13 protein-coding genes are annotated in these 15667 nt (G+C 37.4%); 5 read left to right on the forward strand and 8 right to left on the reverse strand.

Annotated elements, in window-relative coordinates:
• Positions 1-113: 113 nt before the first annotated feature.
• Genes Q0794_RS13525 through Q0794_RS13535 form a run of 3 tightly spaced genes read right to left on the reverse strand, consistent with a single transcriptional unit; the run spans position 114 to position 4210 of the window.
• The gene (locus Q0794_RS13525; RefSeq protein WP_298942765.1) at positions 114-2420 is read right to left on the reverse strand and encodes a molybdopterin cofactor-binding domain-containing protein; all 2307 of its coding nucleotides are present in this window, start codon (positions 2418-2420) and stop codon (positions 114-116) included.
• Positions 2417-2890 carry a (2Fe-2S)-binding protein gene (locus tag Q0794_RS13530; protein WP_298942767.1) on the reverse strand — a complete coding sequence of 158 codons (474 nt, stop codon included), beginning with the start codon at positions 2888-2890 and terminating at the stop codon, positions 2417-2419. The genes Q0794_RS13525 and Q0794_RS13530 overlap by 4 nt, the downstream gene beginning before the upstream one ends.
• 18 nt (positions 2891-2908) lie before the next feature.
• Positions 2909-4210: a cytochrome c gene (locus tag Q0794_RS13535; protein ID WP_298942769.1), complete on the reverse strand. Its 1302-nt coding sequence runs from the start codon at positions 4208-4210 to the stop codon at positions 2909-2911.
• 692 nt (positions 4211-4902) lie between these two features.
• On the opposite strand from Q0794_RS13535, the gene Q0794_RS13540 reads away from it, so the two are divergent.
• On the forward strand, positions 4903-5853 hold the full coding sequence (locus Q0794_RS13540; RefSeq protein WP_298942771.1) for an AEC family transporter: 951 nt from the start codon (positions 4903-4905) through the stop codon (positions 5851-5853).
• A 283-nt stretch (positions 5854-6136) separates the two neighbouring features.
• On the opposite strand, the gene Q0794_RS13545 is transcribed toward Q0794_RS13540, so the two are convergent.
• The 3 genes from Q0794_RS13545 to Q0794_RS13555 are packed head-to-tail and all read right to left on the reverse strand — an operon-like array spanning position 6137 to position 9250.
• Positions 6137-8170 carry an FUSC family protein gene (locus tag Q0794_RS13545; RefSeq protein ID WP_298942773.1) on the reverse strand — a complete coding sequence of 678 codons (2034 nt, stop codon included), beginning with the start codon at positions 8168-8170 and terminating at the stop codon, positions 6137-6139.
• Position 8171: 1 nt separating this feature from the next.
• Positions 8172-9041, reverse strand: a complete 870-nt coding sequence (locus Q0794_RS13550; RefSeq protein WP_298942774.1) for an HlyD family secretion protein — start codon at positions 9039-9041, stop codon at positions 8172-8174.
• Positions 9042-9046: 5 nt separating this feature from the next.
• Entirely contained in the window at positions 9047-9250 is a 204-nt protein-coding gene (locus Q0794_RS13555) for a DUF1656 domain-containing protein (RefSeq protein ID WP_366522554.1), read from the reverse strand.
• A gap of 454 nt (positions 9251-9704) precedes the next feature.
• Here Q0794_RS13555 and Q0794_RS13560 point away from each other — a divergent pair, with 454 nt between their 5' ends.
• The 3 genes from Q0794_RS13560 (at position 9705) to Q0794_RS13570 (ending at position 13483) form a co-directional block, all read left to right on the forward strand.
• Positions 9705-10481 (forward strand): haloacid dehalogenase type II, encoded by a 777-nt coding sequence (locus tag Q0794_RS13560; protein ID WP_298942776.1) that lies wholly within the window; start codon positions 9705-9707, stop codon positions 10479-10481.
• Positions 10482-11079: 598 nt separating this feature from the next.
• Positions 11080-11661 carry an acyl-CoA thioesterase gene (locus Q0794_RS13565; protein WP_298942777.1) on the forward strand — a complete coding sequence of 194 codons (582 nt, stop codon included), beginning with the start codon at positions 11080-11082 and terminating at the stop codon, positions 11659-11661.
• Between the two features lie 550 nt (positions 11662-12211).
• Positions 12212-13483, forward strand: a complete 1272-nt coding sequence (locus Q0794_RS13570) for an MFS transporter (RefSeq protein WP_298942779.1) — start codon at positions 12212-12214, stop codon at positions 13481-13483.
• A 135-nt stretch (positions 13484-13618) separates the two neighbouring features.
• Here Q0794_RS13570 and Q0794_RS13575 read toward each other — a convergent pair whose 3' ends face one another.
• Entirely contained in the window at positions 13619-14029 is a 411-nt protein-coding gene (locus tag Q0794_RS13575; RefSeq protein WP_298942781.1) for a hypothetical protein, read from the reverse strand.
• Positions 14030-14206: 177 nt separating this feature from the next.
• Positions 14207-14455, reverse strand: coding sequence for a DUF1272 domain-containing protein (locus tag Q0794_RS13580; protein ID WP_298942783.1), 249 nt, complete (start codon positions 14453-14455; stop codon positions 14207-14209).
• A 501-nt stretch (positions 14456-14956) separates the two neighbouring features.
• Between Q0794_RS13580 and Q0794_RS13585 the strand changes: the two genes are divergently transcribed.
• Complete coding sequence (locus Q0794_RS13585) at positions 14957-15547, forward strand: TrmH family RNA methyltransferase (protein WP_298942784.1); 591 nt, start codon at positions 14957-14959, stop codon at positions 15545-15547.
• Positions 15548-15667 lie beyond the last annotated feature (120 nt).

Raw genomic sequence — 15667 nt, forward strand, 5'->3', positions numbered from 1 at the left:
CCATGACCTTTTGAGTCATAGGATTTTGATCTTCTTCAGCTAAAAATCAACTAATTTTCTTAACTGATCGGCATTAGAATAAATCGGGCTTTTTAATGCAGAACTCAATGAGATTAGCTAAGTTTTTCTAAAGCACTTTTCAATTCACTCGGCTTCATTGGGATTTTACGCAAGCGTACACCGACGGCCTGGTATATTGCATTCGCAATAGCAGGTGCAACCGCTGTAACAGCTGGCTCACCTAATCCAGATGGCGGCATTTTACTGGCGATAAACTCAACCTGTACTTCAGGTGTTTGCCCTAAACGTAAAGGGGTATAAGTATCAAAGTTAGTATCTTTATACTGTCCATCACGTAGCTCTGTACCTTCATACAATGCCATTGATAATCCCCATAATGCGGCACCTTGACATTGTGCTTCAGCTCCATTGGGATCAACGATAATACCCGCATCAATCGCAACCACCAGTTTTTTCACATCTACAAGACCGTTACTTTTATTAACTTGAACTTGTACTGCACAAGAAACCCAAGTTGGCATATCACGCTCTTGACCAAAAGTAGAAGCGATGCCAAGTCCAGTATTTTCTGGTTGTTCAGTGCCCCAACCAATCATATCAGCTGCTTTTTTAAGTACCGCAGCCTGACGTGCAGCACCACCTTCGGCAACGGGTGTAGTACCGGCATTTCGCCCTTCAGCAATCAGCATATCCAGACGGAACTGCAACGGATCTTTACCAGCATGATGCGCGGCTTCATCCATAAAGCTCTCAACAGCCCAACCTGTCCAACCAGGCCCTACTGAACGTAACCAACCAGGTCTAAAAGTAGCCATCGCAAGATCGTTAGAAACAGCACGTACTTTTTGTGCGCCAACGCTATACCAATGATCCGCCCCTGCGATAGCAAATGGGTCATAAGGTTCATCATTCACACCTTTAGGCATAAAGCCAGGTGCTAAGACTTGTGTTGGCCAACCTGCCGTCGCATGATGTTCCATTGCAGTGACAACGTTCTTATCATCAAATGCCATTTTCAATTGTTGAACTGAAGCTGAACGAGCACTATCAAATGCCATATCCTGCGGACGCATCAACACCATTTTGACTGGCTTTCCACCTAAGGCTTTAGACGTTAACGCAGCAGGAATAGTATAGTCACCATTTAATCGACGACCAAACCCGCCACCTAACATATAAGTACGAATCACAATGTTAGCCGCATCTTCGCCTAATGCAGTAGCGAGTACAGGTAAAGTAAGTGATTGCCACTGACAACCAGAATGCACTTCCCACACACCATCTGGATTTTTAAATACCAAGGCATTCAATGGTTCCATTTGAGCATGTAATACCGTACTCGTAATATATTCATGAGAAATCGTGCTACTAGCACCTTCAAATACAGGCTCAGTTTTAGTATTACCCGTATCTAAAATACTACCTTTGCTTGAGTCGCTTAATAGTTTTTTACCATGATCGATAATATTAGCTTCAGATACATTAGTTGTTTCACCAGCATCCCACGTTACTTTAACCAGTTTTGATGCTTTTTGTGCAGCAATAAAACTACTAGCAATGACCATCAACCAACCAGGTACACTGCCACTTGCATCATCTAGTACGATGGTTTTTTGATAACCTTTCACTGCTTTTGCAGCTGAATCATCAAATGTTACCACTTTAGAACCATAGCGAGTCGGTGGTAAAATAGGGTTTGCGTACACCATACCATCAACTTTAGCGTCGATACCGTAGATGGTTTTACCATTCGTTTTATTAGCGACATCAAGCGATGTCACTTGTTGTCCAACCAACTTAAGATCTTCATTAGGTTTAAGGGGTAACGTTTTTAATTCTTCTTCTGTAAATTGACGTGTTAACCCTAAACTTACTAACTCTCCGTAAGATAACTCACCTTTACTTGAGATGATTTTACCGTTCTTCGCTTCACAGTCTTTGGCAGTAATGCCCCATTTTTTAGCCGCCGCTTCGATGAGCGCAGTACGACCTGCAGCACCTGCTTGACGATAAACAGGCCAACTTTGTGAAATAGACCAACTACCACCAGTAACCATGTAACCCCAACGAGGGTCACTATCAACATGGATAATTTCAACATCATCCCAATCCGCTTCTAACTCATCAGCAAGAATACGAGCGATCGCCGTACCCACATGCTGCCCCATTTCTGAGCGCATAATATTGACTTTAATTTTGCCGGCAGTATCAATTGAATACCACAATGACGGTTCATAAATGTCACCTTCACTCGGTAATACTTTACCGTCAGGACTTGCAGGATCCATTGCCGCCATTAAATGACGTGGGAAACCAAAACTGATACCAACCGCAGTCATACCAATTAAAAAACCACGACGGGTTATACCCGGGGAATTACGTTTAGGTAATCTACTCATGATTGCTCTCCTTTGATTTCAATTGCATTTGCAGCTTCATGAATCGCACTTCGGATACGCACATAGGTCATACAACGACATAAATTACCGCCCATTACCGCATCAATATCTTTATCCGTTGGTTTTGGAATATCTTTCAGCAATGCAGCCGCCTGCATAATCTGTCCTGACTGACAGTAACCACATTGCGGCACCTGTAAGTTTTTCCAAGAAATTTGCAAAGGATGATCATCTTTTTCAGATAATCCTTCAATCGTCGTAATCTCAGCACCTTCAACTGATGAAACCGGCGTAATACATGAACGTGTAGCACGTCCGCCTACATGCACAGTACAAGCACCACAAGTACCAATACCACAACCGAATTTAGTCCCCGTCATCTCTAATTCATCACGAATAACCCACAGTAAAGGAGTATCATTTTCTACATCGGCAGTCATCGACTCGCCGTTTAAAATAAATTTTGCCATTGTCACTTCTCCTGTGAATTATTGCTCGAATCGAGGTTGGTTACGGATTTCAGTTACTTTTTGTTGTAATTCCGGCCAAGCACTTTTATCTGCCGCTTGGCGTAAATACGCGGCAATAGCAGAGATATCTTCATCGCTAAGTGCATCACGGAATCCAGGCATCACCACACCACTTATTCCTTGGTCGTTACGCACACCGTCCAGTATGACGTTAACCAAGTTAGTCGGTTGATCAAGGTGAGTTGCCGAACCCAATGTGAGTAATGGACGCCCTTTCACTAACTCATCACTACTGTAATGACATGCTTGGCAAGCCGTTGCATATAAACGAGCACCTTCATCAATACGCAAATCCGTTTGTATATGTTGCGCAGCAATTGCCGTTTGCAAGTTACTATTATCAGCAGGATCATCCGTTTCTTTCGCGCCAGAATGGTCTGCAAAGTAGTGGCTGATGGCTTCAATATCACTCTTAGGTAGCGCAGATAAACCTTTATGCATAACAGGCGCCATCGGACCGGCTGCACTGCCATGATATGGAGAGTTACCAGTTGTTAAATATTCATAAAAATCTTGTGCTCGCCACGGGATAGGAGAGGTACTAGTAGACGTTAATGACGGGGCAATCCAACCATCAATTGCAGCGCCTTGATACATTTGGTCGTATTGCTCACCACCTAATGCATTACGCGGAGTATGACAAGCACCACAATGCGCAACACCTTCAGCTAAATAAGCACCACGATTCCACTGCTTTGATTTATTATCATTATTTTCAAAACGTTGCGTATCTGCAAAAAGTAACTTCCAACCCGCTTGTAACCAACGAATATTAAGCGGGAATGGAATACCATTTTCTTTTTTAGCTTGGTTAACGGCTGGAATTGACGTCATGATATAAGCGTAAATAGCAGCAATATCATCATCACTCATTTTGTTAAAGTGTTCATAAGGAAATGCAGGCAATAAATGATGTCCATCACGGCTTACACCTTCACGCATCGCACGATTAAAGGCCGCTTCAGACCAACTACCAATACCTGTTTCAACATCTGGCGTAATATTACTTGAGTAAATAGTGCCAAACTCAGTATGCATTTCATAGTTACCGGCATAAGCCTCACCACCAGCGGGAGTATGGCAAGTACTACAATAACCTGCTGCAGCAAGCATTTTACCTTGTTCAATCACTTCTGGGGAATAGTTTGAATTTTCTGGAGGCACAATTGGGTCAATAGAGGAATTCCAAGCATAAAAGCTGAATAAACCGAGTCCAATAATAATGACGCCAGATACACCATAAACAATACGTTTTAGCATATTAAATAGCCTTATTTTAAAATTTCGGGGGGAGAAAATGCGTCCAACATTCCCTGTTTGGCTTTGAAGTATAGGTAATATTGATGAAAAATGACGAATCATAAGATGAAAAAATAAAACCTATAAGCCTAGCTAATTTTAATGTTAATAAAATGTGAAAGCAACCTTCGCCAATCATCTGTGGCCGAACAAGTAACATAAATTTTTATAACGTATTTAAAATGAACAATCCTAGTTAAGCAATGCACCAACAGAAAACGGTTGTTTAAAAATTTGTTACCAACGCGGTAATGAAATAAACCCAAAGTCATTATCCTATGCTGGATATCAGCTACTAGGTAAACGCATCGACAAAACTAAATCAGCAACCTTAATCTCAGAGTTAATGATTAAATTTAATGACAATATTAACCTTACTCGCTTTGTGAAAGACTCATCATGCAAAACGTCCTAAAGTACATAATTCAAATGTAATAATTTAACCTAAAATAATTTAGCTTAAAATTGATTCACTTTTTTATATAAAGAACTGAGTAATTAATGCAAAATGAAAGACTTAACCGTATTGATCTGATCGTGCTTAACATTAGAACTAGCCATTACCGTTAAAGGTGCAACATTCAGCAAGCATGGATATAACCTAACGACAGCAACTTACGCCCTTTTATAATCATTAATAAATGAGATATTTCATGTTTTTTGAATCATTACAGTTTTCGTTTTCCATTGTAGGACCGATTTGCCTATTACTTTTTTTAGGATGGTTTTTAAGAAAAACGAATACAATTAATGATGCTTTTATTGAAGTAGGTTCGAAGTTAGTATTTAAAGTGACGCTGCCGGCTTTGCTTTTTCTAGGCATTGTTAAGATGGACCATGAAGCTGTCATAGACTTTGACCTCATCGCTTATGGGCTAGTCGCCAACTTCCTATTCTTTATGTTATGTATCTTAGTCACTAAATATTGGATAAAAGACAAACACCATCATGGTGTCGTTATTCAAGGTGCATTTCGGAGTAATACCGCCATTATTGGCTTGGCTTATATGGCGAATGTATATGGTGAAGCAAGTCTTGGGCTAGCAGCCGTTTATGTAGCTGCGCATACCGTACTTTATAATATTTTATCAGTGATTATATTATCGCCTAAAAAAGAAGGCTTTAATCCAACTATGCTGCTTGGTTTAATTAAGTCTATTCTTAAAAACCCATTAATTATCAGTATTATTTTAGGTTTGCTCTTCTTTGTATTAACGATTCCAGTACCTGATATCGTTATTAATACAGGGCAGTATTTTTCTGATATGACATTACCAGTTGCCCTGTTATGCACGGGTGGAAGTTTGAGCATTAAATCTTTGAAAGATAATAGCCTTAATTGTCGTTTTTCTACTATATTGAAAATTGTTATCGGGCCAATATTTATCACTGGGGGAGCATACTTTTTAGGTTATACCGGTGAAACTCTTGGGTTAGTTTTCTTCATGTCTGCTGCACCAACTGCAGCAGCAAGCTATGTAATGGCGAGAGCAATGGGTCACAGTGCAGCACTAGCAGCAAACATTATTGCCATGACCACGATTGGCTCATTAGTAACTTGTAGCCTTGGCGTGTCATTATTATATTGGCTAAAGTTGATGTAATAAGAGCTTACAAAACAATTTATTCTTTATCATTAAACCATTAAATAAAGTTGTCTTTTGTATAAATAAGTAAATATATAAAAGAGTAAATAGATAAGACAGATAACATCTGTCTTATCGTTCTCAAAGAATATAAAGCCTTTATCCTACAATATTATAATGAAGTTGTTAGATTGACTTCTCAATCAAGCTGTAATCACGACACCCCACTTACATCAACTGCCTATTTACTTATCTCAATCAACTCATTGAATTAAGTTAAGTTGAGTTAAGTTAAGTTAAGTTAAGTTATTTTATTGGCACAGTTTTCTAAAGTGAGGTCAATACGTATAAACATCCCTTTGATCGCTTCTACTTGCGAAGACTCACCCACTTTAGCAATGAGCTCTTGATACAATAAATCCGAAGACTGTTTAAAATTATCATCGCATTTTCCTTTACTGGCCAATAGAAATGCATCTGCTAAACCGTATTGCCATTTTTTTAAATTTTTTAAATTTTTACCCGCTAAATTTTCACAAATTGATTGCACTCGCACCGTAGCATGTCCTAAATTAAGCCCTGTTAAAGCGAGGTCTGTAATCGCACGAGAGTGAGAACCTTGATCATAATTAATTAATCGCAATAACCTGTCAGACATACGGCGGTTGTACCAAATAGCAGGAGACTTTTGACTATCAATTTCTCGTAAGTCTTTATGAGTTGCTTTAAAAACACGACCCACAAGTAATTGAACACTTGGACCTGTGAATAAATGAAAAATCCAAAATAAAATGCTCACACCAGTAAAAATAGCCATAGCGGCACTTAGTGTATAATCAATAGAAAAGGCCAAACTCATATCAGTACTTGGTCTCACTAAAATTGAAAATGGAATACAAAAACCCAAGCCATACGGTAATGTTTCACGACCTGCAATCAATAATAATCCTAAAAAGTAAGGCCCTGCTAATACCAATAATAATATTTCCAGTTGCCCCCCGCTTTGAGCAAGTAAGTTAAGCGCATAAAAAAGAGTAACGACAGAGGCCACCACGACACCAATTAATAAGCGCTTCATCACCACACGTAAAATTGCTAGTGGTATTCGCGCTAACATAATGGAGAAAATAACCGGTAAAATCATAATCATTAACGCCGCTGATGAGCCAGTATTGATCCAAATAAATGCGCCAATGACAAAGACTAATGACGTCCTAAAACCGACAATAATTCCCGCTAATGGGTCACGATACGTCATCATTCTTGGCGCATTCAATAACGTTTTGTCACGCTCTTCTAAGGCTTTATATGCTCTTAATAAAATCGTCAAATCTGCCGCTATATCCAAGCCGACATTAAACATGTGAGATTCAAAGGGTGCTTCACAAGGGTTATTGCTTCGCCATTCAGTTAACTCTTTACGAAATGCTTTTATTTGCTCTGCACAAAATTCATAATTATCAGACTCAGCAATACTTGCTAACACTTCTTTCAACCGATCAAATAATTGCGCTAAAGCAGGTGTAATTAATTCTGAGTGATTACGTTGTAAACGGCCAAATATCTGAATTAATGCCAATAGAGAGAGGACTCTTTGTGCTAGTTGGTTAGCGGCTCGTGAACGCCCTGGCCCCTTTGGTCCTTCGTAACGCACAGCACTTGAATCGTCGTTTATAGTACCTAACGTGGTCATCACACCATCTATTTGAGTATGACGAGTTTCATGTGAGCCTTTAGTATCTAGCTCTGTAACCAGGTAATTCAAAGTTTGATTGATCACCGATCTTGCTTGGGTTTGTAATGCGTGTTTTATTTTTACAGGCCAAAATAAATGACTAACAAGCCCTGCACAAATAGAGCCAATGATAATCTCACTCATACGCGCTTGCGCAATTTCAAATATGCCGACACTACTGACGGTACTCGGACTTACCATCACTAAAAGAACAACAATTTCAGCCGTCACGGCAGCCATTGCAAAGGCATAAACGAAGTTTGCTTGTCGTACCATAGCGGACAATGCGGAGTTTAAACCTAACCAAATAGCTAATACACCTAACGCTAAGTAAGGATATGACATCAACTGGCTTAATAACAATATACCAAATAAACCACCAACAATAGTACCTACTATTTGGCAAAGCGCTTTTTCAATCACTAACCCACTTTCAGGGCGTATCTGTAAAAATATGGCTGATACTAATGCCCAATAAGGACGGTCAAGATTAAGCGCCATGGCAACAGTTAGCGCCATAGCCATTGCAATAACACCTTTTGTCGCAAATATAATTGCCTGTTTTTTAGGAAGGAATAAATTACGTAATACGACCCCCAAGTTATTCTCCTGACTGTTCAGCGAGATGTATTGTGGCTGTCATACCGGCACTGAGCTGAACATCTTCTGAGAATGGTTCTAACTTAATATCAACAGGAATTCGCTGCGATAAACGCACCCAGTTGAACGTTTGCTGAACTTGAGGTAAAAGTTGGGAATTACTTTCTGTGTTGGTATTGGCAATTGCTTTACCCACATTAGTAACATGGCCAGTAAGTTGCTTTCCACCACTGAGCAATGATATTTTAGCCTCTTGATTCGGGTAAATGAGCGGAATTTTAGTTTCTTCAAAATAACCTGTTACGTAGAATGAGTCAGATCTGACAATTGCAAAAACAGATGCCCCCTGCCCTATATAATTACCTTGGCGCAAGTTTAAATTGATGACTTGACCAGCTACAGGCGCAACAACATCAGTTCTATCTAAGTTTAACTGCGCGATAGCTTGCTCTGTTTTAGCGAGGTCATAATTTGCTTTGCTTATATCTTTATTAATACGTGTTAATTCTAAGTCTTCTTCACTAATTGCACTTTGTTTGTTCAATGCTAATCGACGATTATATTTGTGTTTAGCTAGTTCCCAAGAGGATAATGCACTTCCAGTATTTGCCTTGCTTTCTTCTAAAGCAGCTTTATAACGTTCATTATCAACACTAAAAAGTAGTTCACCTTTTTTAACCGTTTGACCATCTTTAACATTTAAAGTGGTGACCCAACCAGAAACATCGGCCGCGACTGTTATAATATCAGCACGTATACGACCGTCACGAGTCCATGGTGTATGCATATAGTCATTCCAAACCCAACGGCCTGCGAATATAGCTGTAATAACAATAACGATTGTAAAAATAATACGTAAATACTTTGTCATTAAATTTATCTTCCATTTAGTAAATATACAGTTAAAGCCAGATAGCATATGAAAATAGAGATCTCAAACCATGCAACTTTCCAAATTTTGTCATGCCAATCTAGACGATGTAAAATAACGCGAGTCAGTGCGCTCAACATGAAAGCGATAGGGATATAAACAACTAAAGGACTAAACTCCATCCCACCCAAAACCACAGCTTGAAGCATAAATATCCTATTATTTAATTTGTTAGCAAAAGCTTATCTTAAAATAAATACACAAATATTTTTTCATTAGACAATCGAGATAGTTAATCATTTAGTAATGGAAAAGAACAATAGTAGTGTTTTATTCAGATGACATTGTTTACGCTCAACAACTGTAAACAAGCTTACTAATAAATAGTTTCTTTTTAAAGCCCTGACCGTTTGTTTAATAATGCGAACTCACAACAACCTCAACACTAGCAATCTTTGTTATCAGCAATAACCATACTCAGTAATTTATTTTTATAAATATAAAAATAAATTGAAATTAAAAATGATATTCAAAGGTCTATAACGGAACGGCCTATTTCTCTTTTCAAGTTTCAGGCCGTTTTTCGTTTATTTAAGCACTATAACGTCGTTTATAGGCTTTATTTATAATCTTTACAATTTAACTTTACAGGTATTATTTATAATGATTCGTTTTAAAACTCTTATGATTGGTTTATTAGTGTCAATGAGCTTAATGACCACTACTGCACATTCTCAAGATTCAGACTCAAATGAACAACTAAAACCAAAGGTCATTTTCTTTGATGTTAATGAAACACTATTAAACTTAGATAACGTAGGTAAATCAGTCTCTAAAGCATTAGGTGGACGAGATGAGTTAGTCCCTTATTGGTTTACTACTATGCTACATTATTCATTAGTAGGTAATGTAACAGGTGAATACAATAGTTTTGCTGAAATCGGTATTGCATCATTAGAGATGATTGCAAACCAGCAAAATATAAAACTAACATCAGAAGAAGCGCGCACAGCTGTACTAACGCCATTCAGAGACTTAGCACCGCATAAAGATGTTGTTGAAGGATTGAAAAAAATACGTGCAATGGGATATACCATGATCACGCTAACTAATTCATCTGATGCGGGTATCGCTGCACAACTTAAAAACTCAAACCTAGCACAATACTTTGATGGTTCATTAACTGTTCAAAACTTAGAAACATTTAAACCTGATTTAAGAGTATATGATTGGGCACAAAAAGAAATGAATGTTGCACCTGAAGATGCAATGTTAATCGCAGCACATGCTTGGGATTTAGCAGGTGCAGATAAAGCAGGTTGGAAAACGGCGTTTATTATGCGTCCGGGTAAAGCACTTTACCCACTTGCAGCAAAGCCAGATCTAATTGGAAAAGATCTGATTGAAATAGCAAACCAATTAGAAGCAAACGCTAAATAAGTATTAAGTTAACTATTCACTTTCAATCTGTTATTAAAAATGGAATCAAGAAAAGTGAACTTTCAAAACTGATTTAATACTCTATTGAACACCTTAACCTAATATTAGGTTAAGGTGTTCGTTAATAGCTTATTGAGCTTTAGTGTTATAAGCATTAACCTCTTCCCGTTTTACTCTATAAAAGATGATTTTATAACGCTGAATTCAAGCAATAAATGTAATGTTTCCACTTTACGGAATCAAGTCACTAGTCTAAAAAAATAGATTACAATCGGTCAAACTTTAATCCGTACTTTTACTCAATAAAAAACACTCAATTCCTTTTTCCCATTTTTTATGATTATTTACAGCCTCAGATCACTACCTATAACTTAGTAAACCTAACAACGATTACTTATTACCGCCTACAAATCATCCAACATTCAGAGTAATTAACATTAATTTTCATATTAAATGAAAATTAATAACAATTAATTAACAATTTAACTGAAAAATATTTATACTAGCCTAGAACTCAAAAAGTGTGACGCAGATCCGAAATGGTGATGCTTTTTGTAGAATCAAACAAATTCTCAACCGACCTTAATCTGGAGAAACCATGAAAGCTGTAAAAATCATCGATAGAAAACAAGTTAGACCTACTGACGCTTATATCGAAGACAATATGGAACCAAAAACAATTGCATTCAGTACCATCACGGTGGTTCAACAAATGATGGATGTCGATGCTAACATAGCCGGTAACGTTCATGGTGGTTCAATAATGAAGTTAGTCGACAATACGGCTTGTATGGTTGGTATGCGTCATACTGGTGGTAATGCTGTCACTGCATCTCTTGACCGTTTAGATTTCCACTCTCCTGTTTATGTTGGTGATATTCTAAGAATAAAAACAAGCGTTAATTATGTAGGTTCAACGTCAATGGAAATTGGAGCTCGAATTGAAGCTGAAGCGGTATTAACTGGTGAAGTTCGTCATACAGCATCTGCTTATCTGACCTTTGTTTCTCTTGATCCAGAAGGAAAACCACGCCATATTCCGCAAATTATTTGTGAAACAGATAGAGAGCGAGAACGTTTTGCTGCAGCGTTAAAGCGTAAAGAAAAACGTTTTGAAGCAAGACAAGAAGTAAAAGACAGAGCAGAAGCCAAACACCCACAAACTGAAAAAAGTGCTTAAATAAACAATAATATTGTAAATTATAAAACCAAGAAAGATTAAGCACTAACAGTTAAAAGGTTAAATTGGCCGTTGAGCATTCTCTCAAATTGACATCAGCTAAAATTTAACCTTTTAACCTTTTAACCTTTTAACCTTTTAACCTTTTAACCTTTTAACCTAGCAATAAAACCCCAACCATTTCTGGTCAACAAGCAAGTAACTCCAATTATCTATTAATATTTTTTATCACTTTAATACCTTTATGTTGAAAAACATTGTTCAAAAAAGTGCAGATGAATAAAATATAAACCAAATTGGTGCTAAGTCATTAGCATCGAGATTGTTAAGTTAATGATAAATAAGCATATAAAATCTAAATTTGTTGGCATAGTTCTTTCATCAACTAATTTATACCGTTAACACGCTAAATATTTACACAATAAAGTTAACAATATTTTACAGCCCTATTACATAAAAATATGAATCACATACAAATAATCTTAGTATCGCCATAATGAAAGTGAAAGCTACACAACCACTACATTAAAGCCATCTTTATTGGAGTTATATGTTACGTGCACTAATCCCTATTTCCTCATTACTCATGTCTAATGCCTTTTTATTACTTGGGCACGGCTTATTATTAACATTATTACCTATTGCGGCTAGTGAAGCAGGCTTTTCTGACACGCAAGTAGCATTAACAGGGTCAGCTTATTTTTTAGGGTTTGTATCGGGATGTTTAGCAACCCCTTACATGTTAAAAAGAGTGGGTCACATCCGAAGCTTTGCAGTATTGGCCACCTCTTATTCTGTCGTCATTTTAATTTTCCCTCTATTACCAGAGTTTTATAGTTGGATGTTACTTCGATTCATTATAGGTATCGTCATTTCAGGCTTATATATGATTATCGAAAGTTGGTTAAATGGTAATGCAACGCCTCAAAATCGCGGTTCAATACTTTCTATTTATACAACGCTCAATTTAATCATGGTGATGTGTGGGCAACAGTTATTTAACTTAGGGGCAATAGTAGAAGATATTATGTTATTTAGTTTAGCGGCTATATTAGTATCCATTGCCATCATTCCCGTTTCATTAACACGTTCTGCGGCACCCGCTGTAGTACATCAAGTAAAATTAAATATGTTTAAGGTTTGGCGGCACTCTCACATCGCACTGATTGGAGCAGTCGTTGCTGGTTTAGTGACTGGCTCTTTTTGGTCCTTAGCCCCGATATATGCAAAAGATAATGGCTTTGATAGCAGCCAATTAGGCCTATTTTTATCTGCGACTGTATTAGGAGGAGCTTGCTTTCAATTACCATTAGGGAAACTATCTGATAAGTTTGATAGAAGAACAGTATTGATGTATGCCGCTTTAATGGGCTCTGCGGTCTCTCTATCATTTGTTTATTTACCTCATTTTGTCCCTCTCTTTGCAGGTTGGCCAGCTTTTGTTTCTGCTTTTTTCTGGGGTGGGAGTTGTATGACCTTATATGCAATATGTTTAGCGCATGCAAACGATAACGCAACCTCCGATGATTTTGTAGAAATCAGCAGTGCGATGCTTATTACTCTAGGATTATCATCAGCTATTGGCGCCCCGTTAGCATCATTAACCATGGGGTTAATAGGAGCTGATGGACTTTATGCTTTTACTAGTGGATCACTTATTATCTTTTTTATCATCGTTTTATTTAGACGTCGAAGTCATATTCCACCGTCAACATTAGAAGAAAAAGAAGAGTTTCGTACCGTTACTGATATGGCAGGCCCTGCGGCCTATGAAATGGACCCTCGGACAGAAGTAGATGCAATCGAAGAGAATAAAAAGTGAAGATTAAACGGTTATCACATTCAGTGATAGCCGTTTAATTGGAATAGAAAGTTGAAAGATACAGTGAGAGTGGACGTATTAATGGCAGCTTAAAATGTTATCTGACATAACCATTATAAGATGTTAGGTAAAGCGTTATAAAAACCTAACCTCATTTTTAAAGTCATTACTTGTATTGTCACTCGTTTGAACATCACTATTACTCAAGCTAACGACGTCGCCTGTTTGTTCTAAAATAGCTTGCTCAATCTTTTCATTTGTTACTTCACCGTCGACGTACACAATATTCACATCATCTTCATTAGCAGAAGCAGAACCTCCTGGTAAATAGATAGTGCCATTATTAAAATCTACAGCGAAGGCGATCACACCAGGCACAAGAAAAAACAACAAACCAATCGCATTTAATGCCACAATTCCCACATCAAGTTGACCAGCACTTTGGCCTTTCCTCTCTGGTTTCAAAATAGTGCCGCAACCTGATAGCTGAATGCACAGCGCGACTGCTAATGGTATCGCAATAGATTTTTTAAATTTAATATTCATTGTATTTCCCTTAAATTATAAGATTTATCGTGCCGTAAACGGGTGTGGTTAAATTGATTTTTCATCCTAGCTCAATGAGTCAAAGCCAGTCGATTAGGTGTTTCATTGCTGTAAATAATGACTGAATAATCTTGATTATCTTTTGTTGTGTTAATACAGCCTAAAAAATTCAACACGTTATTCAATAGTCGTGCAACCATGTGCTTTTAACACTCGTTTAGTTGATGCAGGATTATTTATTAGAGCTGATACAGGTCGGATTGGACGTTGTACCAAATTCCCTGAGCAATTAGGACAAGTAAAATCTAATATTGTTTCCGTACAAGTGTTACAAAACGTACATTCAAAAGTACATATAAAGGCTTCAGTAGAGTCAGGAGGTAAATTTTTATCGCAGCATTCGCAATTAGGTCGTAGTGTTAACATTTAAAACTCCATTATAGATAAATGTATAAAGCATAGTTGAACCTGGTTAAATGGTTTCTCCAGATTAAGATGGGTAATGTAATTAAATAAAAAATCAGATGATGAAAGTAGTAACTAATTACTATGCTCTAAATATAACACCTCAATTATACGCTTTCAGCCTTTCAGAAGATCACTTTAACTCAATCCCCAAAATACCAGACGTTAAAGCAGCCTTATCAACCAAGAAAACCAATTATTGGTGTGCTTTCCTTATTTTCTTTTTACCAAAAGTGACTTTATTCATTTTCATTTTCATTTTTTGTAAAAAATTATCGTCCGATATCGACACGTTCATCTGCATAAGTGATAATAGCGCCGAATTAAGATCCACAATATTTACCATAAAGTTCATCACTAAATTTGTCTGGCTATTGTTCATCTTGTTTCGTTCAATAGAACGATTAGTAAAGCAAAGTTAAAATTAAATACTAAACACTGCTAAAACCAAAAGAGTAAAAAATGACAGAAAAACACACGATAAATGTAAGCAGTACAAACGAAACAAACGATTTAAAGATACAAATGAGCAAAGAAGATCTTAGACAAAACAAACCAACCCGTGACGAATACTTAGATAAACCAAAAACCCCATTAATAGTGGTATTAGACAATGTCACTAACAGCTATAACATCGGGGCTTTTATTCGTTTAGCCGATGCCTTTGCTATCGAAAAAGTGATTATATGTGGTGCCGGTGCATTAAGTATTTCAGATAAAAAAATGAAAAAAGCGTCTCGAAATGAAGCAAAATGGGTGATCGTTGAATATAGTGATAGCACAACAGCGAGCCTACAAACCCTAATCGATGAAGGTTATACCATACACAGTGTGGAACTATGCCATGAATCGATTGATTACAGTGATGTTAATTACCCCGCAAAAACGGTGCTAGTGTTAGGTAATGAACGTAAAGGTGTGAGTGAAGCAGCATTAAAACTTAGCCATCAACAGATACATATTCCTATGTTTGGCATGGGCAACTCGCTTAACGTGTCAACAGCAGGTGCAATTGTGTTAGCTGAATGCGCTAACCAAATTAGAAAGCAGTGAGTTATGCCATTATGATCTGAATCCAGTATAGGTTAAAAGACAATAGTGGCGTAAAAACAGGTATCAATCCATTGAGATTAAAAAATAGCCTATAAAGGGTCAAAGCATTATCTATTGAAA

Source organism: uncultured Psychromonas sp., assembly GCF_947489755.1.
Lineage (GTDB): Bacteria > Pseudomonadota > Gammaproteobacteria > Enterobacterales > Psychromonadaceae > Psychromonas.

Bases quoted from the DNA above. Each gene is read 5' to 3' on its own strand.
- Q0794_RS13525 (WP_298942765.1), bottom strand. From the start codon at position 2,420: ATGAGTAGATTACCTAAACGTAATTCCCCGGGTATAACCCGTCGTGGT.
- Q0794_RS13530 (WP_298942767.1), bottom strand. From the start codon at position 2,890: ATGGCAAAATTTATTTTAAACGGCGAGTCGATGACTGCCGATGTAGAA.
- Q0794_RS13535 (WP_298942769.1), bottom strand. From the start codon at position 4,210: ATGCTAAAACGTATTGTTTATGGTGTATCTGGCGTCATTATTATTGGA.
- Q0794_RS13540 (WP_298942771.1), top strand. From the start codon at position 4,903: ATGTTTTTTGAATCATTACAGTTTTCGTTTTCCATTGTAGGACCGATT.
- Q0794_RS13550 (WP_298942774.1), bottom strand. From the start codon at position 9,041: ATGACAAAGTATTTACGTATTATTTTTACAATCGTTATTGTTATTACA.
- Q0794_RS13555 (WP_366522554.1), bottom strand. From the start codon at position 9,250: ATGCTTCAAGCTGTGGTTTTGGGTGGGATGGAGTTTAGTCCTTTAGTT.
- Q0794_RS13560 (WP_298942776.1), top strand. From the start codon at position 9,705: ATGATTCGTTTTAAAACTCTTATGATTGGTTTATTAGTGTCAATGAGC.
- Q0794_RS13565 (WP_298942777.1), top strand. From the start codon at position 11,080: ATGAAAGCTGTAAAAATCATCGATAGAAAACAAGTTAGACCTACTGAC.
- Q0794_RS13570 (WP_298942779.1), top strand. From the start codon at position 12,212: ATGTTACGTGCACTAATCCCTATTTCCTCATTACTCATGTCTAATGCC.
- Q0794_RS13575 (WP_298942781.1), bottom strand. From the start codon at position 14,029: ATGAATATTAAATTTAAAAAATCTATTGCGATACCATTAGCAGTCGCG.
- Q0794_RS13580 (WP_298942783.1), bottom strand. From the start codon at position 14,455: ATGTTAACACTACGACCTAATTGCGAATGCTGCGATAAAAATTTACCT.
- Q0794_RS13585 (WP_298942784.1), top strand. From the start codon at position 14,957: ATGACAGAAAAACACACGATAAATGTAAGCAGTACAAACGAAACAAAC.